At 62.5% G+C, this 23448-nt stretch carries 23 protein-coding genes and 1 pseudogene; 8 read left to right on the top strand and 16 right to left on the bottom strand.

Going from position 1 to position 23448, the window contains the following annotated elements:
* Positions 1 to 297 precede the first annotated feature (297 nt).
* Positions 298 to 966 (bottom strand): GntR family transcriptional regulator, encoded by a 669-nt coding sequence (locus N181_RS13235; RefSeq protein ID WP_037392579.1) that lies wholly within the window; start codon positions 964 to 966, stop codon positions 298 to 300.
* 172 nt (positions 967 to 1138) lie between these two features.
* Between N181_RS13235 and N181_RS13230 the strand changes: the two genes are divergently transcribed.
* Together N181_RS13230 and N181_RS13225 are read left to right on the top strand one after the other, a co-directional pair.
* Entirely contained in the window at positions 1139 to 1834 is a 696-nt protein-coding gene (locus tag N181_RS13230) for an HAD family hydrolase (RefSeq protein ID WP_037392585.1), read from the top strand.
* 279 nt (positions 1835 to 2113) lie between these two features.
* The gene (locus N181_RS13225) at positions 2114 to 3220 is read left to right on the top strand and encodes an ABC transporter substrate-binding protein (protein WP_014327613.1); all 1107 of its coding nucleotides are present in this window, start codon (positions 2114 to 2116) and stop codon (positions 3218 to 3220) included.
* Between the two features lie 205 nt (positions 3221 to 3425).
* Here N181_RS13225 and N181_RS13220 read toward each other — a convergent pair whose 3' ends face one another.
* Positions 3426 to 3974, bottom strand: a complete 549-nt coding sequence (locus N181_RS13220; protein ID WP_037392587.1) for a hypothetical protein — start codon at positions 3972 to 3974, stop codon at positions 3426 to 3428.
* A gap of 409 nt (positions 3975 to 4383) precedes the next feature.
* Here N181_RS13220 and thrC point away from each other — a divergent pair.
* The 4 genes and pseudogenes from thrC to N181_RS13200 all read left to right on the top strand — a co-directional run bounded on the left by thrC (position 4384) and on the right by N181_RS13200 (position 10970).
* Positions 4384 to 5789 (top strand): annotated as a pseudogene (gene thrC, locus N181_RS13215) (threonine synthase).
* Between the two features lie 14 nt (positions 5790 to 5803).
* Positions 5804 to 7102: a M16 family metallopeptidase gene (locus N181_RS13210; protein WP_014327609.1), complete on the top strand. Its 1299-nt coding sequence runs from the start codon at positions 5804 to 5806 to the stop codon at positions 7100 to 7102.
* Positions 7103 to 7446: 344 nt separating this feature from the next.
* Entirely contained in the window at positions 7447 to 8058 is a 612-nt protein-coding gene (locus N181_RS13205) for a GNAT family N-acetyltransferase (protein ID WP_014327608.1), read from the top strand.
* Positions 8058 to 10970: an EAL domain-containing protein gene (locus tag N181_RS13200; protein ID WP_037392589.1), complete on the top strand. Its 2913-nt coding sequence runs from the start codon at positions 8058 to 8060 to the stop codon at positions 10968 to 10970. Before N181_RS13205 ends, N181_RS13200 begins: the two co-directional genes overlap by 1 nt.
* 23 nt (positions 10971 to 10993) lie before the next feature.
* On the opposite strand, the gene N181_RS13195 is transcribed toward N181_RS13200, so the two are convergent.
* On the bottom strand, positions 10994 to 11599 hold the full coding sequence (locus tag N181_RS13195) for a YqgE/AlgH family protein (RefSeq protein WP_037392592.1): 606 nt from the start codon (positions 11597 to 11599) through the stop codon (positions 10994 to 10996).
* Positions 11600 to 11847: 248 nt separating this feature from the next.
* Here N181_RS13195 and N181_RS13190 point away from each other — a divergent pair, with 248 nt between their 5' ends.
* Both N181_RS13190 and N181_RS13185 read left to right on the top strand, forming a co-directional pair.
* Complete coding sequence (locus N181_RS13190; protein WP_014327605.1) at positions 11848 to 12690, top strand: protein-disulfide reductase DsbD domain-containing protein; 843 nt, start codon at positions 11848 to 11850, stop codon at positions 12688 to 12690.
* Positions 12691 to 12761: 71 nt separating this feature from the next.
* On the top strand, positions 12762 to 13247 hold the full coding sequence (locus N181_RS13185; RefSeq protein WP_014327604.1) for a peroxiredoxin: 486 nt from the start codon (positions 12762 to 12764) through the stop codon (positions 13245 to 13247).
* A 173-nt stretch (positions 13248 to 13420) separates the two neighbouring features.
* Here N181_RS13185 and rnhA read toward each other — a convergent pair whose 3' ends face one another.
* From rnhA to coxB, 13 genes are all read right to left on the bottom strand, one after another.
* Positions 13421 to 13882, bottom strand: coding sequence for a ribonuclease HI (gene rnhA, locus N181_RS13180; protein ID WP_014327603.1), 462 nt, complete (start codon positions 13880 to 13882; stop codon positions 13421 to 13423).
* Entirely contained in the window at positions 13879 to 14859 is a 981-nt protein-coding gene (locus N181_RS13175) for a homoserine kinase (protein ID WP_037392593.1), read from the bottom strand. The genes rnhA and N181_RS13175 overlap by 4 nt, the downstream gene beginning before the upstream one ends.
* A 58-nt stretch (positions 14860 to 14917) precedes the next feature.
* Positions 14918 to 15928 carry a 4-hydroxy-3-methylbut-2-enyl diphosphate reductase gene (gene ispH / locus N181_RS13170; RefSeq protein WP_014327601.1) on the bottom strand — a complete coding sequence of 337 codons (1011 nt, stop codon included), beginning with the start codon at positions 15926 to 15928 and terminating at the stop codon, positions 14918 to 14920.
* 3 nt (positions 15929 to 15931) lie between these two features.
* Entirely contained in the window at positions 15932 to 16297 is a 366-nt protein-coding gene (locus N181_RS13165) for a DUF1304 domain-containing protein (protein WP_037392594.1), read from the bottom strand.
* A gap of 12 nt (positions 16298 to 16309) precedes the next feature.
* Positions 16310 to 17095, bottom strand: a complete 786-nt coding sequence (locus N181_RS13160) for an SURF1 family protein (protein ID WP_037392596.1) — start codon at positions 17093 to 17095, stop codon at positions 16310 to 16312.
* Positions 17064 to 17447 (bottom strand): DUF983 domain-containing protein, encoded by a 384-nt coding sequence (locus tag N181_RS13155; RefSeq protein WP_037392598.1) that lies wholly within the window; start codon positions 17445 to 17447, stop codon positions 17064 to 17066. Before N181_RS13155 ends, N181_RS13160 begins: the two co-directional genes overlap by 32 nt.
* On the bottom strand, positions 17444 to 17941 hold the full coding sequence (locus N181_RS13150) for a L,D-transpeptidase family protein (RefSeq protein WP_234885975.1): 498 nt from the start codon (positions 17939 to 17941) through the stop codon (positions 17444 to 17446). Before N181_RS13150 ends, N181_RS13155 begins: the two co-directional genes overlap by 4 nt.
* A gap of 77 nt (positions 17942 to 18018) precedes the next feature.
* The gene (locus N181_RS13145; protein ID WP_014327596.1) at positions 18019 to 18897 is read right to left on the bottom strand and encodes a cytochrome c oxidase subunit 3; all 879 of its coding nucleotides are present in this window, start codon (positions 18895 to 18897) and stop codon (positions 18019 to 18021) included.
* A gap of 62 nt (positions 18898 to 18959) precedes the next feature.
* Positions 18960 to 19559 (bottom strand): cytochrome c oxidase assembly protein, encoded by a 600-nt coding sequence (locus N181_RS13140; RefSeq protein WP_037392602.1) that lies wholly within the window; start codon positions 19557 to 19559, stop codon positions 18960 to 18962.
* Positions 19560 to 19570: 11 nt separating this feature from the next.
* Positions 19571 to 19711, bottom strand: coding sequence for a hypothetical protein (locus N181_RS34025; protein WP_037392604.1), 141 nt, complete (start codon positions 19709 to 19711; stop codon positions 19571 to 19573).
* On the bottom strand, positions 19711 to 20667 hold the full coding sequence (locus N181_RS13130; RefSeq protein WP_041409502.1) for a heme o synthase: 957 nt from the start codon (positions 20665 to 20667) through the stop codon (positions 19711 to 19713). Before N181_RS13130 ends, N181_RS34025 begins: the two co-directional genes overlap by 1 nt.
* Before the next feature lie 98 nt (positions 20668 to 20765).
* Positions 20766 to 22457 (bottom strand): cytochrome c oxidase subunit I, encoded by a 1692-nt coding sequence (gene ctaD, locus N181_RS13125; protein WP_014327594.1) that lies wholly within the window; start codon positions 22455 to 22457, stop codon positions 20766 to 20768.
* A 20-nt stretch (positions 22458 to 22477) separates the two neighbouring features.
* Entirely contained in the window at positions 22478 to 23362 is an 885-nt protein-coding gene (coxB, locus tag N181_RS13120) for a cytochrome c oxidase subunit II (protein ID WP_014327593.1), read from the bottom strand.
* Between the last annotated feature and the right edge of the window lie 86 nt (positions 23363 to 23448).

The raw sequence follows: 23448 nt of genomic DNA, 5'->3' as shown, positions 1-23448 counted from the left end.
GAGGCCAAGCGTACAATGTAATGAACTTCAGTTCCAGGTGACTAGGGTCAGGACCTATTAAATTCATCCATTCCGCGTGGCGGATTTCGCGTCTGACTAGGAGGGAAGATGCAGGAAATGCCGGCACATTTTCAAATCTTCCCGACGCGGTCAGGCGCGAAATCCACCGCGCCCTTCGGGTTCAGGTCCATGGGCCGTCTGATCGAAAACAATGCTCGAGGTCTTGCCTTCCGCTTGTTTTCTTCCATCCAATCCCATGGACCTGAACAGAATGGATGAATTTAATAGGTCCTGACCCTAGCCGACGATAGAAAAGGCATCGCGGATTTCGCCGCCGGCGGTCTTGACCGGCGTTTTGCCAATCCAGCCGACATGGCGCTCGAGGATGGTGGCGGCCTTCTCGCCCCTTCCCTGCCGCAGCGCCGCGAGGATGGCACGGTGGTCATGGTCGGTGCGCGCCTCCCAACTGGAACGCCAGGCGGAGAAAAGGAAGCGGGCGCTTGTCGCATGAAGGTCGTCAATCGCGGCAAGCAGGCGCGGCATGGCACAGGGCTCCAGGATCAGGCGGTGGAAGGCCCGATTTGCCGCCTCCCAGCTCCGCACGTCGCGCGATCTGTCCGCTGCAACCGTTGCCGCCTCGGCGCGATCGAGAATGGCAGGCGTCAAATGGGGTATGGCATGGCGGAGCGCCAGCACCTCCAGGGCCGCGCGCATCTCCGCCACCTCGCGGACCTCCTTGAGATCAAAGGAAGCAACGCGCACGCCCCGACGCGGCTCGCTGACGGCGAGGCCCTGCGCCTCCAGGCGTCGGAAGGCCTCGCGCACGGGGACGTGACTGGCGCCGAACTCCTCGGCGACATGATCCTGACGCAGCCGCTCACCCGGCGAGAGCGCCCCGGAGATGATCCTCTCGGCGAGCGCCCGGCTGATCCGGCTTGCAAGCGTGTCGTCGTGTTCCTTCTTCATGCGCTACAGATAGAGGCGCAGCCCGGGCCTGTCGAGCAAGCTACAACCTCCGCAAGTCGATTTCCAAAGGTTGAGCTTTGATCTGCCATCGTATAAATCTGCCGGGACCCTATTTCCGCGCCGCATTTCAGCTCCTCCCCTACCGGCGGCGCCTCTCTCCCAAGGACGCAAAATGACCGGTATCGACCTCATTATCTTCGACTGCGACGGCGTTCTCGTCGATTCGGAAATCATCGCCTCGGAAGTCGAGGCGGAGCTCCTGACCGAGGCCGGCTACCCGATCAGCATTGAAGAGATGAGCGAGCGCTTCGCAGGCATGACCTGGCGCGACACCCTGCTGGCAATCGAAAAGGAAGTCAGCATCCCGCTTTCCGCCACGTTGATCGACCGTGTCGACACCATTCTCGACAAGCGGCTCGCCCGTGACGTCAAGATCATCGACGGCGTCAAGCCGGTGCTGCTGCAGTTGACGCTGCCGCACTGCATCTGCTCGAACTCGACGTCTGCGCGGCTTGCAACGATGCTGGGCAAGGTCGGCATCAAGGATCATTTCGGCAAGCACATCTATTCGGCGCGCGATCTCGGCCCCGACCGTGTCAAGCCGAAGCCGGATATTTTCCTGCATGGTGCAGCCCAGTTCGGCGTCGATCCGGCACGCGTCCTCGTCATCGAGGATTCGGTGCACGGCGTGCATGGGGCCTGTGCGGCAGGCATGCGTGTGGTCGGCTTCACGGGCGGCTCGCACACCTATCCCTCGCATGCCGACAAGCTGACGGAAGCGGGCGCCGAGACCGTCATCTCGCGCATGGCCGCGCTGCCGGGAGTCATCGCGGCGCTTACCGAATGGTCTGAGTCACTGACGGCCTGATCCCCCGCCCGATACGGGTTCGCGACGACCCCTGCTCCGGCGATCACCGGCGCAACGCCTCGAACGACCATGGCGCGTGTCATAATGACGCGCCAAGAACGGCATGCCGCGTTGCATAGCTTTCCTCCAAGAATCCGCGGCTTTTCGGACGGCGCACGAGGGCTATATCAACACCGACGACTGCATGGTTCCAATTCAGGACCACGCAGCAGTTCAAAGTGCTACAGCGGCCGTCGTGCGTCTGGGCGCGGTAGCGGTTAATTCCAAGGAGGAAACACGATGCGTCTTTCACTGTTGACAGGAATGACCCTGGCTGCCGGAGTGGCCTTCGCGCCGCTCGCCCATGCCGACATCACGCTCGGCGTGATCACCCCGCTCACCGGCCCGGTCGCGGCCTTCGGCGAGCAAGTGAAGAACGGCGCCGAGGCAGCCGTCGAAGCCATCAACAACGCCGGCGGCATCAAGGGCGAGAAGATTGTCATCAAGATCGTCGACGACGCCGGCGAACCGAAGCAATCCGTCTCGGTCTCGAACCAGCTCGCCGGCGAAGGCGTGCGCTATGTCGTCGGGCCGGTGCTTTCCGGCACGGCCATGCCGGCGTCCGACGTGCTGGCCGAGAACGGCATCCTGATGGTCACCCCGACGGCGACCACACCGGATCTCACCACCCGCGGGCTGTGGAACGTGCTGCGCACCTGCGGCCGCGACGACCAGCAGGCCGTCGTCGCCGCCGACTACGTCGTGAAGAACCTCAAGGACAAGCGCGTCGCCGTGCTGCACGACAAGGGTGCCTACGGCAAGGGCCTCGCCGATGGCTTCAAGGCGGCAATCAATGCGGGCGGCATCACGGACGTCGTCTACGAGGGCCTGAACCCCGGTGAGAAGGATTTCAGCGCCATCGTCACACGCCTCAAGGCCGAGAATGTCGACGTCGTCTATTTCGGCGGCTATCACGCCGAGGCCGGCCTGATGATCCGCCAGATGCGCGATCAGGGAGTCAACGCGCAGCTGATCGGCGGCGACGGCCTCTCCAATACCGAGTTCTGGGCGATCGGGGCGAATGCTGCCGAGGGAACGATCTTCACGAATGCCAGCGACGCGACCCGCAACCCGGCCGCCGCCCCGGTGATCGAGGCGCTCAAGGCGAAGAACATCCCGGCCGAAGCCTTCACGCTCAACGCCTATGCGGCCGTCCAGGTCATCAAGGCCGGCATCGAGAAGGCCGGCTCCGCCGAGGATGCAACCGCCGTTGCGACGGCGATCAAGTCCGGCGAGGAGATCGACACGGTGATCGGCAAGCTGACCTATGGCGAAACCGGCGACCTCACCTCGCCGAGCTTCTCGCTCTACAAATGGGAAGCCGGCAAGAGCGTCGCGGCCGAGTAAGCGGATGCTGACATTGGAACGCCGGGGCGATGTCCCGGCGTTTACATATTTGGAGGCTGAAAAGCGTTTGAGCGAATCTTGCCGCTCATCCGGCGTGTCGGCTACGCGCCTTCAGCATGGAGGAAGGGAGAGGTGAATACCTTCCCCTCGCCCGCCTCGCGGAGAGAGGGCCAAACCCCGTCACCGCGCCGCTTCTGCCTGTCCGCTACTGCTTGGCCTTTTGCGGTCCCTCGTCGAAGCCGACGAAAATCTTGGCGTCGGATCCGGCCCCGGCCGGCAAGGTAACATCCGCCTTGGTGAAGACGAACTGCGTAGTGGTGCTGCCCGGCGGAACCTCGACCGGGTATTGCGTCAGTTCGGAGTAGAGCGTCTTTTCCCCGTCGGTCGCGGCGACACGGATCGGCATGGTCAGCTTGCCCGGACCGCCGGCGGGACCGGCCACGACGCGACCCTGGGCGACCACCGTCACCGTCAGGGAGCCCTCGCTTTGCACGCATTGCCGCGTGGTGTCGGCAAGCGACGCCTGGTAGACGACCTTGGTCGGATCGTCCTTCCCGCCCTTCGCATAGGTGCGGTAAGAGGCGGTGCCGTCTCTCAGCATCACCGGCGGGCAAGTCGCCTGGATGACGGCTGGCGTCGGCGCGTTCGCGTTGCCGCCCGCTTCGATGGCGCCGCCGTCTTGCGTCTTGTTACAGCCGGCGACGACCAAAAGGACAGACATTGCGAAAAGATGGCGAGACACTTTGCCAGACACGTTGCAGGACCCCTACTGAACCGGTGAGACTTTGAGATCACAGCAACCGCGGCCAGTTGGGCCGAAGCTGTCGCAATCCCTTCCATGGCCGGAGCAGGAACCCATGCGCAAATCCCCTCCTTCTCCAGACCGACGATCGATGAAGGCCTTTCTCGGCCTTCGGGCATCGTCTATAGCAGCGGCAAATCGAAAAATCGACCGGTCGGCCGTCGCAAGCTCCAATTTCCGAAGAAGCCCGGAAATTTGCCACGGTGACAAGAATGGCCGGGCGATTTTCGGCGAACTGGAACAAATAGGTGGCCGGACGGCGGTTCTCCCTTAAAGGATATGCAACGCCGGCGTGATAGCGCGGTAAGGGGCGATCGACCGACCGCATGCCCGCTGTAACCTTGAGATGCGGTAACGAAGGATGAAGAAGGTGAAGTATATTTCGACGCGCGGGGAAGCAGCGCCCCTCGGTTTCTGCGACGCTCTTCTGGCAGGGCTCGCCCGGGACGGCGGCCTCTACCTGCCGAAGGAATGGCCGACCTTCTCGAAGAAGGAAATCCGGGCCTTGCGCGGCAAATCCTATCAGGAAATCGCCTTCACGGTTCTCCAGCCCTTCACGAACGGTGAAATCCCGGCGGCGAAGTTCCGCGAGATGATCGACGAGGCCTATGCCACTTTCCGCCATCCGGCCATTGCACCGCTCGTCCAGACCGGCCCCAACGCATTCGTCATGGAGCCTTCCACGGTTCGACGCTCGCCTTCAAGGACGTCGCGATGCAATTGCTCGCCCGCTTGATGGACCATGTTCTTGCCGAACGCGGCGAACGGGCGACGATCGTCGGGGCGACCTCCGGCGATACGGGGGGTGCTGCGATCGACGCCTTTGCCGGTCGGGATCGGACCGACATCTTCATTCTCTTCCCGCATGGAAAGGTCTCGCCGGTCCAGCAGAGGCAGATGACGACCGCCAATGCATCGAACGTGCATGCGATCGCCGTCAACGGCAATTTCGACGATTGCCAGAATGTGGTGAAAGCCATGTTCAACGACACGGCCTTTCGCGATCGCGTCAAGCTGTCGGGCGTCAACTCGATCAACTGGGCGCGCATCATGGCGCAGATCGTCTACTATTTCACGACGGCCATTGCCCTCGGCGGCCCGGACCGGAGGATCTCCTTCACCGTGCCGACCGGCAATTTCGGCGACATCTTCGCCGGCTATGTGGCCAAGCGCATGGGCCTGCCGATCGACAAACTCATCATCGCGACCAACGAGAACGACATTCTGGCGCGCACGCTGAAGACCGGCCGCTACGAGATGCGGGAGGTGAAGGCGACGACCTCGCCGTCGATGGACATCCAGATCTCGTCCAACTTCGAGAGGCTGCTGTTCGAGGCCTTTGGGCGCGAGGCGTCAGAAGTGCGCGCCGCCATGGCAAGCCTCAAGCAATCCGGTTCCTTTGCGATCGACGAGGGCGCACTGAAAAAAATTCGCAAGGAATTTCGCGCTGGGCGCGCGTCGGAAAAGCAGGTGGCCGCAACGATCCGCGAGACTTTCAAGAAATCGGGCTATCTCCTTGATCCGCATACGGCAATCGGCGTCTGCGTCGCCGCCAGGCACGAGAAGCCGTCGGCACCGATGGTGGTTCTCGGCACCGCCCACCCCGCGAAATTTCCCGACGCGGTAAAATCGGCCAGTGGTATTGACCCCACGCTTCCGACGTGGCTTGCTGATCTGATGACTAGGGCGGAGCGTTTCGATATTCTGGATGCTGAGCTGAAAAACGTCGAAACCTTCATCGGCGAGCGTACCCGCGTTCGGGAATAGAACGAAAGATACGGATGATGAAAGTTGAGTGCACCCGGCTCCCTTCCGGGCTGACGGTGGTAACCGAGCGAATGCCGCATCTGGAAAGCGTGGCGCTCGGGGTCTGGATCAAATCCGGTTCGCGCAACGAAACCGTGGATGAACACGGAATTGCGCATCTGCTGGAGCACATGGCTTTCAAGGGGACGAGACGGCGCAGTGCGCGCCAGATCGCCGAAGAGATCGAAAATGTCGGCGGCGAAGTCAACGCCGCCACCTCGACCGAGACGACCTCCTACTACGCCCGGGTGCTCAAGGACCATGTGCCGCTGGCGATCGACATCCTCGCGGACATTCTCACGGAATCGACCTTCGACGAGGAAGAACTCAGGCGCGAGAAGCATGTCATCCTGCAGGAGATCGGCGCGGCCGACGACACGCCGGACGACGTGGTCTTCGATCGCTTCGCCGAGACCGCCTATCGCGACCAGACGGTCGGGCGGCCGATTCTCGGCACGCCCGAAACGGTGATGTCGTTCACACCCGGCCAGATCCGTCATTATCTCGGCCGCAATTATACGACCGACAGAATGTTCATCGTTGCCGCCGGCGCCGTCGACCATGATACGATCGTGCGCCAGGTCCAGGAGCGCTTTTCCTCCCTGCCCGTCGCGCCGCTGTCGCCTCCGGTCCTCGATACGGCGCGCTACACCGGCGGCGACAGCCGCGAGACCCGTGACCTGATGGACGCGCAGGTGCTGCTCGGCTTCGAAGGCAGGGCCTACCACGCCCGGGACTTCTACTGTTCGCAGATCCTTGCCAACATCCTCGGCGGCGGCATGTCCTCGCGCCTTTTCCAGGAAGTGCGCGAACATCGCGGGCTCTGTTATTCGGTGTACGCCTTCCATTGGGGCTTTTCCGATACCGGCATCTTCGGCATCCATGCCGCGACGGGCGGCGAAAACCTCCCCGAGCTGATGCCGGTCATCATCGACGAATTGCGCAAGTCCTCGACGAGCATCGATCAGCAGGAGATCGAGCGGGCACGCGCGCAGATCCGGGCGCAACTGCTGATGGGACAGGAAAGCCCGGCGGCCCGCGCCGGCCAGATCGCCCGCCAGATGATGCTCTATGGGCGCCCCATTCCCAACGAGGAACTGATGGAACGGCTGTCCGGCATCACGATCGAGCGGCTGACCGATCTCGCCGGTCGGCTCTTCTTCGACACGGCCCCTACGCTTTCGGCGATCGGTCCCCTCGATCAGCTCGCCCCGATGAGCGATATTCTGTCGTCCTTGAACACCGAGTCCGCCGCCCACGCCCTCGCAGGCTAGGCATCCAATGGCACGACTGAGATGCTCTCGACTACTGTAGGCGCAGGGTGTCTTTGCGCGTGCATTTGAAGGCATGGCGCTCTGCGTCGCCACCGCCGGTTACGGAATTGCGTGCAAGTGCCCCACCTCACGGTGTTTTTCTCCCGCATCTTCAAAATCGGATTCGATTTAGGCGTTAACTTGTGCAACGCTTCGCAATGACACAGCGCCTTCGAAACCCTTGAATGATGGCGCGATCCGGGCCGGAATTTCCGCCCGGCTGCGTAAGGTGACCTGAGCGGGATGAGGAGGACCATGAAGCCGATCTCCGCCCGCCGGCATGCGAGTTTGGCCCGGAGGCATATATGGCGCGATCGGTTTTTCGGTTCCTGTCACGGCAGCCCGAATCGGTCGAGATCGCCAACGAGGATTACCTTCTTCGCCTCCCTCGCTATGCCGATTATCGGCAATGGTATCAATTGCGCAGCGCGAGCCGCAGCTTTCTGGAACCGTGGGAACCGTCCTGGCGGACCGACGAGATGACCGAGGGCGCGTTTCGCAGCCGCGTCATTCGCAACGAACAGGAATTCGCTTCCGGCCAGGCGGTGCCGCTGTTCCTTTTCCGCAAACCCGACGAGACCCTCCTTGGCGGTCTGACGATCGGCCATATCCGCCGGGGTGCCGCGCAGAATTGCATGATCGGCTACTGGATGGGGCAGAAATATGCCGGCCAGGGCCACATGCACGCAGCCCTGCAGCTGACGATCCCCTACATCTTTTCGACCCTCGAGTTGCACCGTATCGAAGCAGCCTGTATTCCAGAAAACACACGGAGCATTCGGCTCCTTGAAAAGGCCGGCTTTGAACGCGAAGGCTACTTGAGACAGTACTTGAAGATAAACGGCCAGTGGCGCGATCACCTGATGTTTTCGCTTCTGTCCGCGGATGCCGTACCGAGCAGGAATATGCCCCTTTGATGCCCCTGACCCGCAAGCCGCTCGCATCGCCCACCGCAAGGCTGGCGGCGTTTCTGGTCGCATTCGCCGTTTTCATCTTCGGCGTCGCGGGCGGTGTCGCCCATGCGCTCGAGCCAGTGAAGATCTCGCGCGAGGACACGGCGCTCGACTTGACCGCCACGACGGAAATCTACTCCGGTCGCGGCGAGGCTTTCCAGGTGTCCACGGCGCCCGGAACGGACGGCATCGTGCGCCGCATCGAAGTCAGATCAAGCACCGAGCATCACCAGGGCGACTGGGCCGTCTTCGCGCTCGCCAATGTTTCCGAAGAGCAGCTCGAGCGGGTGATCGTCGCGCCGCATTTCCGGCTGGTGAATTCCAAACTGTTCTGGCCGGATCTCGGCTCGCAACGCATCCTGTCGATCACGCCGAGCGAGGGTTTCGCCCTCGACCGGCAGCCGAGCGACGAGGCGGATGTGTTCCGTATCACGCTCAACCCCGGCGCCGTCATCACCTTCGTCGCCGAGCTCGCGACGCCGGAGCTGCCACAGATCTATCTCTGGCAACCGGACGCCTACAAGGACACGGTCAACGCCTTTACGCTCTATCGCGGCATCGTGCTCGGGATTGCCGGGCTGCTCGCTGTATTCCTGACCATTCTCTTCGTCGTCAAGGGCACCTCGATGCTGCCGGCGACGGCGGCCCTCGCCTGGGCGGTCCTCGCCTATATCTGCGTCGACTTCGGCTTTCTGTCGAAGCTGATCAGCCTCACGGCAGGTGACGAACGCATATGGCGTGCCGGAACGGAAGTCTTTCTGGCGGCAGGCCTGGTGATCTTCCTTTTCACCTACCTGAACCTCAACCGCTGGCACCAGCATCTCGGCTATGCGACGCTCGCCTGGATTCTCGGGCTGGCATTGCTGTTCGGCGTCGCCGTCTACGACCCGGCCATCGCCTCGGGCATCGCGCGCCTCTCATTCGCGCTGACGGCGACCGTCGGCATCGTGCTGATCGCCTATCTCGGCTTCAATCGCTACGACCGCGCCATCCTTCTCGTTCCGGCCTGGTTGTTGATCCTCGTCTGGCTTTTCGGCGCGTGGCTCGCGGTCACCGGGCAACTCGCCAATGATATCGTCCAACCGGCGCTCGGCGGCGGTCTCGTGCTGATCGTCCTCCTGATCGGCTTCACGGTCATGCAGCATGCCTTTGCCGGCGGCGCCTACCAGCAGGGCCTCTTCTCCGACCTCGAGCGGCAGGCGCTGGCGCTGACCGGTTCGGGCGACACCGTCTGGGACTGGGACGTGGCGCGCGACCGCGTCGTGACGATCCCGGATATATCGCACCAGCTCGGCCTCTCGCTCGGCACGATGAACGGACCTGTCCGCAACTGGGTGCCGCGGCTGCATCCGGATGACCGCGACCGATTCCGGGCGACCCTCGATGTGCTTCTCGAACACCGGCGCGGCCGCCTGAATCATGAATTCCGTGCGCGCGCCGAGGACGGCCACTATCACTGGCTATCGATCCGGGCCCGGCCGGTGCTCGGCGCCAATGGCGAGATCATCCGCTGCGTCGGTACCATCGTCGACATCACCGAGCAGCGCAATTCGGTCGAGCGGCTGTTGCAGAACGCGCTCCTCGACAACCTCACCGGCCTGCCCAACCGACAGGTTTTCCTCGACCGCCTGCAGGCGATCCTCTTGATGTCCGACGGCACCAACGCCGTTCGGCCGACCGTTCTCGCCATCGATATCGATCGCTACAAGCAGGTCAACGACCTGCTTGGGATCGCCGCCGGCGACAACATCCTGATTGCGCTGACGCGGCGGCTGCGCCGGCTGCTGCGCCCACAGGACACCTTGGCCCGGCTCGGCGGCGACCAGTTCGGCCTGATCCTCATGTCCGAGCGCGACCCGGCGAAGATTGCCGATTTCGCCGATGCGGTCAGCAAGGCGATCATGGTGCCGCTCAACTACGGCAGCCGCGAGATCAACCTCACCGCTTCGATCGGCCTCGTGTCCTGGCTCGATCAGGAGCAGAGCGCCGCAAGCCTGCTCGACGACGCGGAGCTCGCGATGTTCCGCGCCAAGAAGGAGGGCGGCAACCGCGTCGAGCCCTTCCGGCCAGCCTTCCGGACCTCCGGTTCGGATCGCCTTCAGCTCGAAGCGGATCTGAAGCGGGCAATCGAACGCAAGGAGCTGTCGCTCGTCTACCAGCCGATCGTGCGATTGAGCGACGCCGAGGTCGCCGGTTTCGAAGCGCTGATGCGCTGGGACCACCCAAAGCGCGGCAATGTTTCGCCGACCGAGTTCATCCCGATCGCGGAAAACTCCGACATCATCAACCAGCTCGGGATGTTCGCCTTCGACCAGGCAACGAGCGACCTTTCGGAATGGCAGATCCAGACCGGCGACCTGCCGATCTTCGTCTCGATCAATCTTTCGAGCGCGCAGCTCCTCAACAGCGGGCTCTATGACGACGTCCGCGCCATCCTCAATAAGAACCGCTGCGATCCGGCCAAGGTGAAGATGGAGCTCACCGAATCGCTGGTGATGGAAAACCCGGAACAGGCCCGGCTCGTTCTCGAAAAGCTGCGGGAAGCGGGATTGCGGCTTGCCCTCGACGATTTCGGCACCGGCCATTCGTCGCTTTCCTACCTGACCCGCTTCCCCTTTGACACGATCAAGATCGACAAGGCGCTGGTCCGCGACCCAAGCGACAAGCGCGGCGTCGTGCTGCGCTCGGTGATCGCCATGGCGCGCGAGCTCGACATGCGCGTCGTCGCCGAAGGCATCGAGTCGGAGGAGGATGCGATCCAGCTCGCACAGATGGGCTGCGATTATGGCCAGAGCTTCCTGTTCGGCCCGCCCGTCGGGTCGGAATCGATCCTACGACTCCTGAAGGAGCGATTTCCGCTCATGAAGAGGGCGTAACGGGGGAACGGGCTGGATGTCTATCAGGCGTGGCCGGCGTCGGGGGAAAGCATAGCTGGAGAGATGCCCATCATCGCAAGCGCCCGGTCGTATTTATCATCAAGGTCACGGCTGAAAATCAGCTCTTCGCGCGCCGGGCATGTGAGCCAGCCGTTGCTGGAGATTTCATTTTCGAGCTGACCCGGTCCCCAGCCGGCATAGCCGAGCAGCATCGTAGCCTTGAGAGGCCCTTCACCCCGCGAAATAGCCTTGACGATGTCGAGCGTCGCCGTGAGGCAGATATCGTCGCTGACCGGAATGCTTGAATCGCTGAGGTAATCGTCCGAATGCAGGACGAACCCGCGCCCGGTCTCGACCGGCCCGCCAGCCTGGATCTGGAACTCGCGCGCTGCCGAAGGCAGCCGGATCAGTTCGTCGGGATCGAGCAGTTGCAGGTGCAGGAGCACGTCGGGAAAGGTCAGCCGCTGGGGTCTGTTCAGCACGAAGCCCATCGCGCCGTCTTCGGAATGGGCGCAGACGAAGATGACCGTGCGGGCAAAATTAGCATCGAACATGCTGGGCATGGCGATCAGGAACTGACCGTCAAGGAAACCACGTTCGCGTATCTTCTGCTGCACCGTTGTCGCCATAGTGAAGATAGCCTATCAATTCGGCACGAAATGAAAAGCGTCTCTGCGTGGCGTCGGCCCATATTTGCACGCACGACGCTTTTCCGTGCTGATTTTGGGCTCCAACGACCAAAAAGAAAACAGATCCGCGTGAACTGGAGCCCAAAATGGGCAGAACCCCATCACCCGACGTCGCCGATCAAGCAGATATGATCGCCGGGCTGCCGCGGCGGCTAGAGACGGACGCTGAAACGCGTTAGTGCTAAGCCATGAACAGACGCCGAACCAACAAGAAGATGGCTCATCGCCTCGCGAAGGCAAGCCTTCTCGCCGCTATTTTTTTGCCAATGCCGTCCCAGGCCGCCAGCAGCGCATGGGTGACCTCCCCCGGCGGCGCGTTCCGCCTGGTGGCCTCCCAACCAAGGCCGGATGGCTCCATTCCCGCGATTCTCGAAGTCAAACTGGAGCCCGGTTGGAAGACCTATTGGCGCGACCCAGGAGCGAGCGGCATACCGCCGCAGATCACGTTCGATCCGAGCGGTGGCGTCGCCCTGGAGGCGATCCGTTTTCCGGCACCGAAGACCTTTAGCGAAGGACCGGGGCGCTATGTGGGCTACGACAGTTCGGTTGCTTTCCCGCTGGTGCTGAAACGGGTGGGCGACGAAAAGGATCTGGCGGTCCGGGCTTCGGTGTTCCTCGGCGTTTGCGAAGAGATCTGTATCCCGGTTCAGGGGACGCTTGATCTCACCCTCAAGAGCGGCGATTTCGACAATCCCCTGGACGGCGCACGCATCGAGAAGGCCGTCGCATCGCTTCCGGAGGCGCCGTCGGACGACTTCAGGATCACGAAGTCGGCCTTCGACGAAGAGGCCGGCATCATCCGCCTCGATCTCCGGCTCCCGCAAGACGCAGGCAAACCGGAGATTTTCCTCGCCGGGCCAGCGGGGTTCTCCTTCGGTCCACCTGTCGTGGCCGACCAGGGCGGCGCTGAGCGCCGTGTCGACGTTCCTGTGAAGCTCTCCGGCAAGGACCGGAAGATTGCCGGCAAACCGATTGCGCTCACGGTGCGCGCCGGCGATCGCAGCATGGAAACCACGCTTGCCTTTGACTGACGCGCTCCTATAGTCGCTCGCAGGCTCGGCGCCCCAAGGCCGAACCATGAAGTGAAATCGAGGAGAGACCCGTGACCATCGCTGTCGGAGACACGCTGCCCAACGCAACCTTCAAGGAAAAGACCGCCGACGGCCCGGTCGAGGTAACCACCGACCAGCTCTTCAAGGGCAAGCGCGTCGTCCTTTTCGCCGTGCCGGGGGCGTTCACCCCGACCTGCTCGCTCAATCACCTTCCCGGCTATCTCGAGAACCGCGACGCGATCATCGCGCGCGGCGTCGACGATATCGCCGTGGTCGCCGTCAACGACCTGCATGTGATGGGCGCCTGGGCAACGACGTCCGGCGGCATGGGCAAGATCCATTTCCTGTCCGACTGGAACGCTGCCTTCACCAAGGCGCTTGGCCTGGATATCGACCTCTCGGCCGGCACGCTCGGCATCCGCTCGAAGCGCTATTCGATGCTGGTCGAGGACGGCGTGGTCAAGGCGCTGAATGTCGAAGACGCGCCCGGTCAGGCGACAGTATCGGGTGCTGCGGCGATGTTGGAGCAGCTTTGATCGGCCGACGCGCAAACCGGGCGGAATGCCCCTCTCCTCGGGTTTAACCCGAGGACTAACCCTCTCCCCGCATGCGGGGAGAGGGGATTGAGACGGCGCGGCAAGTCCCTTCGCCCCGTGCGAGGGGAGAAGGTGCCGGCAGGCGGATGAGGGGCCGACGCGCTTCAGCGGCGCTACTTCACCGCAGCCATGCGGCCCGGTTTCTTGAACGGCTCCATGCCCTTGCGGGCGAGTTCATCGGCCCTCTCGTTCTCCGGATGGCCGGCGTGCCCCTTGACCCAGTGCCAGGTAACCTGGTGGCGGTCCCTCGCCTCATCGAGCGCCTGCCATAGCTCGCCGTTCTTCACCGGCTTCCTGTCGCCGGTTTTCCAGCCGTTGCGCTTCCAGCCGTGAATCCATTTCGAGATGCCGTCCATGACATATTTGCTGTCGGTGTGCAGATCGACCTCGCAGGGCTGCTTCAGCGCGTTCAGGGCCGAGATCGCCGCCATCAGCTCCATGCGGTTGTTGGTGGTCTCCGCTTCGCCACCGAACATCTCCTTCTCCACCTCGCCGTAGCGCAGCACCGCACCCCAGCCACCGGGCCCGGGGTTTCCCGAGCAGGCGCCGTCGGTAAAGATGTCGACGTGCTTCATTGCAAAGCCTCGTCGCGTCTCAGGCCGTATTCGGCGCTCGATACGACGGCCCGATGGAAGCGGAGCTTCGTCAGATATTCGAGCGGGTCCTTCTTGACCACCAGCGCGCCGGCCGGCGTCATCAGCCAGTCGTAGAGGCGCGTCAGGAAGAAGCGCAGCGCCGAGCCACGCGCCAGCAGCGGCAGGGCCGCCACCTCCTCTGCCGTCAGCTTTCGCACGCTCTCGTAACCGGAGAGCATGGCCATGCCCTTGGTGATGTTGTAGGAGCCGTTCTTCTCGAAGCACCAGGAGTTCAGGCAGACTGCGATATCGTAGGCGAGGAAGTCGTTGCAGGCGAAGTAGAAATCGATCAGACCGGAAAGGCGATCGCCGAGGAAGAAGACGTTGTCCGGGAAGAGATCGGCATGGATCACGCCCTCCGGCAGGCTTCTCGGCCAATGTTCTTCGAGATAGCCGAGCTCCGCCGCGATCTCCACCTTCAACCCGTCTTGCACCTCATCGGCACGCGCCTCCGAATTTCGCCAGAGCGGCCGCCAGCCGCCGACGGAGAGCGCGTTGGCCCGCTTCAAGGGAAACCCTTCGCCAGCCTCGTGCATCGAGGCGAGCGCCCGACCGACTTCACGGCAATGCTGCGCCTCGGGCTTTCTCAGCCACATGCCTTCGAGGAAGGAGATGACGGCGGCCGGCCGGCCGGACAGCGTGCCGAGCAGCGCGCCATCGGCGCGCGGCAAGGGCAGCGGGCAGGAAAGCCCCCATTCGGCGAGATGGTGCATCAACCCCAGGAAGAACGGCAGGTCATCGGCATTCACCCGCTTTTCGTAAAGCGTGAGGATGTAGGAGCCCTTGGTCGTATGGAGAAGGAAGTTCGAATTCTCCACGCCTTCGGCGATGCCCTTGTAGGAGGTGAGCGTTCCCACATCATAGGCTGCCAGAAAGCCGGCCAACTCGTCTTCCGTGATATCGGTGTAAACTGCCAAGGTCGCTACTTTCGGAAAAGGAATTCCAAGGATTGGAGCGGAACGATTTATCGTCCCTCTATTCGCCGTTGACGAAGGCCATGTCGGCGGCGGTCAGTTCGACATGGCGAAGCTCGCGATTGACGAGGAAGTTCTCGTTTTCCTCGACCGTATCGGCAAGCTCGACCGTCGCCCGATAGCGCTCGCGGAACGCCTCGATGATCTCGTTGACGATCACTTCCGGGGCCGAGGCGCCGGCCGAAAGCCCGACGGTGGCGATGTCGCCAAGGCCGTCCCAGTCGATCTCCGAGGCGCGCTGCACGAGGACGGCATGCTTCGCCCCTGCCCGCAACGCCACTTCGACCAGCCGCTTGGAATTGGACGAGTTGGGGGCGCCGACGACCAGGAACAGATCGCAGCCGGGGGCGGCCTGCTTGACCGCCTCCTGGCGGTTGGTCGTGGCGTAGCAGATCGAATCTGCCGCCGGCGCCGTCAGGTTCGGGAAACGCTCATGCAAGCGCTTGATGACTCCCGCGGTGTCGTCCACCGACAGCGTCGTCTGCGTCACGAAGCCGAGATTGTCCGGATCCGGCGGCACATAGGCGTCGGCGTCCTCCACCGTCTCGATGAGAGAGACTGTGCCTTCAGGCAATTGCCCCATCGTGCCGATGACCTCCGGATGCCCGGCATGGCCGATCAGCACCACATGCCGCCCCAGCCTATGGTGGCGCATCGCCTGCTTGTGCACTTTCGAGACCAGCGGACAGGTGGCGTCGAGATAGAAGAGGTTGCGTTGGTCGGCATCGGCCGGCACCGATTTCGGCACCCCGTGGGCGGAGAACACGACCGGCTGTCTGCGATGTTCAGGCGGAATCTCGTCGAGCTCCTCGACGAAGATCGCCCCCTTGGCCTCCAGCCCTTCCACGACATAGCGGTTATGCACGATCTCGTGGCGGACATAGACGGGAGCGCCGAATTCCTTGAGCGCCAGCACGACGATCTGGATCGCCCTGTCGACGCCGGCGCAGAAGCCGCGCGGCCCGCAGAGACGTATGGTGATCGGGGATCTTTCTGCCGTGGATGAGGCCATGAATCAGGACGCCAGTAGAACGAACAGGAGGGCGAGCATTGCCGGACCGCCCTGCACGAGAAGAATACGGGGCTTGACCGACCATGCGCCATATATAGCGGCAACGATCACGCACACAAGAAAGAAGACCTTCAACTGCAGGGCAAAGGCCGGTTCCGGTTGGAGCAGCGACCAGAGAAGACCCGCGGCCAGGAACCCGTTATAGAGCCCCTGATTGGCCGCAAGCACCCGCGTCGTCTCGGCCCGCTCCGCCGTCATGCGGAAGACCGCCTTACCTTGGGGCTTCGTCCAAAGAAACATTTCGAGCACGAGAAAGCCGACGTGCAGCAAAGCGGTAAGCGCAATCAGGATTACGACGAGAATACCCATTCGTTCCCCATGTCACTTTTCGGAAATATCTCTGCGTCGCTGGCGATAAAGATATGCTCCGCAAACGACGAGGAGCGCCGCCGCGAGGCCGTACCAGGTGAGCGCATATTGGAGGTGGTTGTTCGGCAGATCGAACTGCGTCACCCCGCCAATCGGCAGGCCGCCCGGATTTTTCGAAGCATCCGCATCGACGAAGAAGGGCAGGACGCGGTCGGCGGCAATGCCGGCCGTGCTGGCCATCGCGTCGAGATCCTTCCAATAAAAGATGTTTTTTGCGATGTCGTTATCGGGCACCAGTGACGACGGTTTCTCCGAAAGCCGCGAGCGCGCCAGGCCATCGATGGTCACGGTTCCGGTAACCTCGCCCTCGGGCCGCGTCGCGGCGTCCTTCTTCTCGAACGGCACGAAGCCGCGGTTGACGAACAGGGCGCGGCCGTCCGCCAGCATCAGCGGCGTGAAGACGTAGTATCCTGTGCGCCCCTCATGCGTGGCAAAGAAGTGCCGCTCCTTGTCGTGATCGTAGACGCCGGACACGCGCGTGGCGCGATAGTCGACGTCCTCACCGGCCGAAGTCATGGCCTCGATATCCTCAACAGAGACCGGCGGCGCCGAGCGGCGTTCCGCGATCGCCGCGATCAGCGCCTCCTTCCACTGCAGCCGCTCTACCTGCCATGTGCCGAGGGAGACGAGCACGACGAAGGCGATCACGACAAGGACGAGACCGGCAATCCGTCCGAAGCGGCCGCGTGAAGTCGACTGATACGCCTCAGTCACGGTCGATTTCGCCCGAGCGCGCATTGTTGCGATACTGCAGATTGATCAGCACGCCCTTCAACATCCTCGTCAGCGCAAGGCTGAATACCGTCGCCAAGGGTATCCAGAGCAGGAAGTGCAGCCATAGCGGCGGATTGACGTTGACCTCCGTCCACAGCGCCGCCCCAACGACGATGAAGCCGACGATGAGGATGACGAAAACGACGGGTCCGTCGCCGGAATCGGCAAAGCGATAGTCGAGTTCGCAATTCTCGCAAGCCCGCCGAACCTTCAGGAAGCCGTCGAAAACACGGCCCTGACCACAACGCGGGCAAAGTCCCTTGATTCCCGCCACAATCGGCTCAACCGGCGGGTACAGCGCCTTGTCGTCATTCATGGATTGATCTCGATCGCCGTATTGTTCGGGACCATGTCCCAGATTTCGTCCATCTCGGCATTGGTAACGGCAATGCAGCCGTCCGTCCAATCGAACATCTGCGTCAAAAAGGCCAGCCAGCCGAGATAGTTGGGCTGGCCATGGACCATGATCATGCCGCCCGGATCCACGCCCTTGGCAGCGGCGGCCTCAACGTCCTCGGGCGCGGGATAGGAAACGTGCATGGAGCGGTAGAAGCTGCTCGCGTCGTTGCGCCAGTCCAGAACGTAGCTCCCCTCCGGCGTCCGCCGATCGCCTTCCCGCATCTTGTGTCCAACGGGATTGCCGCCAAGCGCGATCGGAAATTCGCGCAGAAGCCGCTCGCCCTGGAACAGTTGCAGCACGCGGCGCTCCTTGTAGACGACGACCTTATCGGCGGTTTCAGCACCCAGCGCCGGAAACAGCCCCGCCAAAAGCAGCGCCGCCGCAAGAGGCCACACATACGCGTTCTTCATCGTCCGACCATAACTCGCTAACGAAATAGGGCGACCACGTCGCCGCAGCCGCCCCTTATCTTCACACCGCGCCGGTCTTAGCCGTGAGCGATCGGCGCGCCCCATCCACCCCAGATGTAGATGGAGAAGAACAGGAACAGCCAGACCACGTCAACGAAGTGCCAGTACCAGGCAGCCGCTTCGAAGCCGAAGTGATGCTGCTGGCTGAAGCCGCCACCCAGTGCCCGGAACAGGCAGACCAGCAGGAAGATGGTGCCGACGAGAACGTGGAAGCCGTGGAAGCCGGTCGCCATGAAGAAGGTGGCGCCATAGATCGAATCGCGGAAGGCGAACGGGGCGTGCGCGTATTCATAACCCTGGACGAAGGAGAACAGAACGCCGAGCAGCACCGTCAGCGTCAGCCCGGAGATCAGGCCCTTGCGGTCGTTGTGCAGCAGCGCATGGTGTGCCCAGGTGACGGTCGTGCCGGAAAGCAGCAGGATGACCGTGTTGTAGAGCGGCAGATGCCAGGGATCGAGGACTTCGATGCCTTTCGGCGGCCAGACGCCGCCGGTATAGGCGGCGCGAGCGGCCTGAATGGGTTCGCCGGCAAAAAGGCTCGCATCGAAGAAGGCCCAGAACCAGGCGGCGAAGAACATCACCTCGGAGGCGATGAACATGATCATGCCATAGCGCAGGTGCAGCGACACGACGCGTGTGTGATGACCTTCGCGGCCTTCCTTGATCGTGTCCGACCACCAGCCGAACATCGTGTAGAGGACGATCGCCAGACCGATCAGGAAGAGCCACGGATTGGCAAGTTCGAGGCCAAACAGCTTGAACGAACCGCCGGCAGCGTAACGCATGAGACCGACGCCGCCGAAAGCCATGACGAAGGCGCCGATGGAGGCGAGCAACGGCCACGGGCTCGGATCGATGATGTGGTAGTCGTGATTCTTCTGATGCGCTCCGGCCATGTCAGTAATCCCCGATAGTCCTCTCTTGTCGCCCACCCGGCATAGCCGAAACGGGCGTCCTGTCAAAGTCTGTTCTCAGTTTCCTCGTCCTTCACGGCGGCGAGCGGCTTGGACGGCTCGCGCGGATAGAAGGTGTAGGATAGCGTCAACGTCTTGATATCCTTGGTCTCGACCGGCTTGACGATCTCCGGATCGACGAAGAAGACGACGGGCATCTCCATCTCCTCGCCGGGCTTGAGCGTCGTCTCGGTGAAGCAGAAGCATTGCACCTTGTTGAAATAGGCGCCTGCCGCCATCGGCGTCACATTGAACGTCGCCTGGCCGGTCGCCGGCTTCGACGAAAGGTTCTTCGCTCGGTACATGACCTGCACGGTCTCGCCGATCCTGACGTCGATGTCGCGCTGAACCGGCTTGAAATCCCATGCCAGTCCCGGCCCGACATTGGCGTCGAAGGTCACCTTGATCTTTTCGTCGAGAATGACGTCCGAAGCCTGCTCGACGCGCTGCGTCGTACCGTTGTAGCCCGTCACCCGGCAGAACATGTCGTAAAGCGGCACGGCCGCATAGGCCATCCCGACCATGCCGGCTGCGAAGGCGAGGCAGGCGCCGACGATGACGCCGTTGGCGCGCTCCTTCGGGGGTGTTTGCCGGGTGTTCGTCACGGGCCGTACCTTCAATGAGCCATGCCGCCGCCGAACTTGATCAGCGTGACGACATAGAACAGCCCAACGAGACCGGCGAGCACCAGGCCGAGCGCGATGTTGCGGCCGCGGCGCGACTTCTTCTGGGCTTCGCTGAGTTTGAGGGTTTCCATCAGATGAGACCTCCGGCATTGAGCCAGGCATGGGCGATCACGTAGTCCACGAGCAGGGCCGAGAAAATGGCGAAGAGATAGGCGATCGAGAAGGCGAAGAGCTTCTTGGCCGGCAGCATTCGCTTGTCGGCTTCGGGCATGCGCAGCACGGCGAGCGAATACCAGATTAGGCCGAGGCCAAGGGCGGTCGCGAAGGCTCCGTATCCAAGGCTCGCAAAACCGAGCAGGGTAGGACAGATGCCGCTCAGCGCGGTCAGAAGTGCATAGACGACGATCTGCCGCTTGGTCGTCGCCTCACCGCAGACGTTCGGCATCATCGGCACGCCGACGGCACCGTAGTCGCCCATCTTGAAGAGCGCCAGTGCCCAGAAATGAGCCGGCGTCCAAAGGAAGATGATCAGGAAGAGCACGATGCTCTCGACCGACACGCCGCCGGTCACGCAGGCCCAGCCGATCATCGGCGGGAAGGCCCCGGCTGCGCCGCCGATGACAATGTTCTGTGGCGTCGAACGCTTCAGCCACATCGTGTAGATGACCACGTAGAAGAAGATCGTGAAGGCGAGCAACCCGGCTGCAAGCCAATTGACGGCGAGCCCAAGGATCATCACGGAGAATGCCGACAAGGTCAGCCCGAATGCGAGCGCTTCCTGCGGCAGGATCTTGCCGGCCGGGATGGGACGCTTGGCGGTACGGCTCATCACGGCATCGATATCGGCGTCATACCACATGTTCAGCGCCCCGGAGGCACCGGCGCCCACGGCAATGCAGAGGATGGCGATGAAGCCGATGAACGGATTTATTTGTCCTGGCGCAAGGACGAGTCCCGCAAAGGCGGTAAATACGACAAGAGACATGACGCGCGGCTTCAGGAGCTCGAAGTAATCGCGCGCAGAGGCTTCGGACAGGCGCGCTGCGCCTTCCATGCCGACTGCCTCGTGATTGTCGATGAGCGTCATGTCTCTTTCCTGAACCTGCTGCGGCCGGATGGGCCGCATCATGCCGGAAGGCCGGCGGGGAGAAGCCGCCGTGACCGGCGGCTTCTGTTCGTTGTCCGTCACTTGATCCGCGGGAGTTGTTCCCACTGGTGGAACGGCGGCGGCGAAGACAGCTGCCATTCCAGCGTGTTGGCGCCCTCACCCCACGGATTGTCGCCCGCGACGCGCTTCTTCGCGAAGGCCTCGGCGACGCCGTAGAGGAAGATCAGCACGCCGACGGCGGCGATGTAGGAGCCGTAGGACGATACCATGTTCCATCCGGCAAAGGCATCCGGATAGTCGATGTAGCGGCGCGGCATGCCGGCAAGCCCCAGGAAGTGCTGCGGGAAGAAGATCAGGTTCACACCGGCGAACATCACCCAGAAATGCAGCTTGCCGAGGAATTCGGAATACATGTAGCCGCTCATCTTCGGGAACCAGTAGTACCAGGCCGCGAAGATCGCAAAGACGGCGCCGAGCGACAGAACGTAGTGGAAGTGGGCAACCACGTAGTAGGTGTCGTGAAGCGCACGGTCGAGGCCGGCATTGGCGAGCTGAACGCCCGTGACGCCGCCAACGGTGAAGAGGAAGATGAATCCGATCGCCCAGACCATCGGGGTCGTGAAGCGGATCGAGCCGCCCCACATCGTCGCGATCCAGGAGAAGATCTTCACGCCGGTCGGAACCGCGATGACCATCGTCGCGAAGACGAAGTAACGCTGCGTCTCGAGCGACATGCCGACGGTATACATGTGGTGCGCCCACACGATGAAGCCGACGGCGCCGATCGCGACCATGGCATAGGCCATGCCGAGATAGCCGAAGATCGGCTTGCGCGAGAAGGTCGAGATGATGTGACTGACGATGCCGAAGCCCGGCAGGATCAGGATGTACACTTCCGGGTGACCGAAGAACCAGAACAGGTGCTGGAACAGGATCGGATCGCCGCCGCCTTCGGGCGCGAAGAAGGCCGTGCCGAAGTTGCGGTCGGTCAGAAGCATGGTGATGGCGCCAGCCAGAACCGGCAGCGACAGCAGGAGCAGGAAGGCGGTGATCAGAACCGACCAGGCAAAGAGCGGCATCTTGTGCAGCGTCATGCCCGGAGCGCGCATGTTCAGGATCGTGGTGATGAAGTTGATCGCGCCGAGGATCGACGAGGCGCCGGCGATGTGCAGGCCGAGGATCGCCAGATCCATGGCCGGCCCCGGCATGCCGGACGTCGAGAACGGCGGATAGATCGTCCAGCCGCCACCGGCCCCATAGGCACCCGCCGGACCTTCGACGAACATCGAAAGCAGCACGAGCAGGAAGGCCGGCACGATCAGCCAGAACGAGATGTTGTTCATGCGCGGGAAGGCCATGTCCGGGGCACCGATCATGATCGGCACCATCCAGTTGGCGAAGCCACCGATCAACGCCGGCATGACCATGAAAAAGATCATGATCAGTGCGTGGGCGGTGGTGAACACGTTGAACATGTGCTTGCCGCCGTCGATGGCAGCATCGCCCTCGAAGCCGTAGACCATCTGCGCCAGACCGTGGAAGATCTGGATGCCCGGCTCCTGCAGTTCGGCGCGCATGAAGACCGACAGCGTACCGCCGATGAGGCCGGCGATGATCGCGAAGATCAGGTAGAGGGTGCCGATGTCCTTGTGATTGGTCGACAGGAACCAGCGCTGAAAGAAGGTCAGCGGCTTGTGGGCGTGGTCGGCATCATGGGCATGATCGGAATGATCATGACGGTGATCGTGATGAACGGCTGTTCCAGCCATGGGTCGAGCTCCCCTTCCGATTACTGTGCGGCGTTTGCGGCGACGTCAACGGTCTTGGCCGCGCCGTCGATGGACGCCATGAGCGCCTTGTTCGCTTCGCCGAGATTGGTTGCGGCGGCGGCGAGCCAGGCGTCGTATTTCTCCTGCGAAACCACGCGGACGGCGATCGGCATATAGGCATGATCCTTGCCGCAGAGCTCGGAACACTGGCCGTAGTAGAGGCCTTCGCGGTCCGCCTTGAACCAGGTTTCATTGAGACGGCCCGGAACGGCGTCGATCTTCACGCCGAAGGCCGGCATGGCGAAGGCATGGATGACGTCTGCGGCCGTGACCAGGAGACGGACGGTCTTGCCGACCGGCACGACGACTTCGTTGTCGACGGCGAGCAGGCGCGGATAAGCGGCCTTGTCTTCCTTGCCGGCACTGGCGCGATCCTCGTCCTTCAGGAGCAGGCTGTCGAAGGACAGCGGATTTTCGCCGACTTCATATTCGTACGACCAGTACCACTGGTTGCCGGTCGCCTTGACCGTCAGGTCCGGATTCTGCGGCGGCGTGAGCTGCGCGTTCAGAAGCTTGAAGGAGGGAATGGCGAGGAACAGCAGGATGATGACCGGACCGACGGTCCAGATGACCTCGATCGCCGTATTGTGGCTGGTGCGGGAAGGAACGGGATTGGCGCCCTCGCGGAACTTCACGACGACGACGATCAGCAGCAGGAGGACCAGGAGCGTGATCGGAATGATGAACCACAGGGTATATTGCTCAAACCACGTGATTTCTTCCATGATGCCCGTCGCAGCCGCCTGAAAGCCTGTCTGCCAGTCGACAGGCTTGTCAGCAAAGGCGCTCGAAGCAAAAAGCAGACAGGCAAGCGCTGCCAGAACTGCATAGGCCTTGTTTTTCACAATTACGTCTCCCCAATGCGCTTGATCAGGATCAAACCCGGAACGCAGAATCCCTGCGATACTGGAAGCGCTTCAAACCACAGTTT

Origin of the sequence: Sinorhizobium fredii USDA 205 (assembly GCF_001461695.1) — a bacterium.
Taxonomy (GTDB): domain Bacteria; phylum Pseudomonadota; class Alphaproteobacteria; order Rhizobiales; family Rhizobiaceae; genus Sinorhizobium; species Sinorhizobium fredii.
Note: the sequence above shows the minus strand (reverse complement) of the source record. Positions and strands in the feature narration are given on the sequence as shown.

Bases quoted from the DNA above. Each gene is read 5' to 3' on its own strand.
- N181_RS13235 (WP_037392579.1), bottom strand. From the start codon at position 966: ATGAAGAAGGAACACGACGACACGCTTGCAAGCCGGATCAGCCGGGCG.
- N181_RS13230 (WP_037392585.1), top strand. From the start codon at position 1,139: ATGACCGGTATCGACCTCATTATCTTCGACTGCGACGGCGTTCTCGTC.
- N181_RS13225 (WP_014327613.1), top strand. From the start codon at position 2,114: ATGCGTCTTTCACTGTTGACAGGAATGACCCTGGCTGCCGGAGTGGCC.
- N181_RS13210 (WP_014327609.1), top strand. From the start codon at position 5,804: ATGATGAAAGTTGAGTGCACCCGGCTCCCTTCCGGGCTGACGGTGGTA.
- N181_RS13205 (WP_014327608.1), top strand. From the start codon at position 7,447: ATGGCGCGATCGGTTTTTCGGTTCCTGTCACGGCAGCCCGAATCGGTC.
- N181_RS13200 (WP_037392589.1), top strand. From the start codon at position 8,058: ATGCCCCTGACCCGCAAGCCGCTCGCATCGCCCACCGCAAGGCTGGCG.
- N181_RS13195 (WP_037392592.1), bottom strand. From the start codon at position 11,599: ATGGCGACAACGGTGCAGCAGAAGATACGCGAACGTGGTTTCCTTGAC.
- N181_RS13190 (WP_014327605.1), top strand. From the start codon at position 11,848: ATGAACAGACGCCGAACCAACAAGAAGATGGCTCATCGCCTCGCGAAG.
- rnhA (WP_014327603.1), bottom strand. From the start codon at position 13,882: ATGAAGCACGTCGACATCTTTACCGACGGCGCCTGCTCGGGAAACCCC.
- ispH (WP_014327601.1), bottom strand. From the start codon at position 15,928: ATGGCCTCATCCACGGCAGAAAGATCCCCGATCACCATACGTCTCTGC.
- N181_RS13165 (WP_037392594.1), bottom strand. From the start codon at position 16,297: ATGGGTATTCTCGTCGTAATCCTGATTGCGCTTACCGCTTTGCTGCAC.
- N181_RS13160 (WP_037392596.1), bottom strand. From the start codon at position 17,095: ATGCGCGCTCGGGCGAAATCGACCGTGACTGAGGCGTATCAGTCGACT.
- N181_RS13155 (WP_037392598.1), bottom strand. From the start codon at position 17,447: ATGAATGACGACAAGGCGCTGTACCCGCCGGTTGAGCCGATTGTGGCG.
- N181_RS13150 (WP_234885975.1), bottom strand. From the start codon at position 17,941: ATGAAGAACGCGTATGTGTGGCCTCTTGCGGCGGCGCTGCTTTTGGCG.
- N181_RS13145 (WP_014327596.1), bottom strand. From the start codon at position 18,897: ATGGCCGGAGCGCATCAGAAGAATCACGACTACCACATCATCGATCCG.
- N181_RS34025 (WP_037392604.1), bottom strand. From the start codon at position 19,711: ATGGAAACCCTCAAACTCAGCGAAGCCCAGAAGAAGTCGCGCCGCGGC.
- N181_RS13130 (WP_041409502.1), bottom strand. From the start codon at position 20,667: ATGACGCTCATCGACAATCACGAGGCAGTCGGCATGGAAGGCGCAGCG.
- ctaD (WP_014327594.1), bottom strand. From the start codon at position 22,457: ATGGCTGGAACAGCCGTTCATCACGATCACCGTCATGATCATTCCGAT.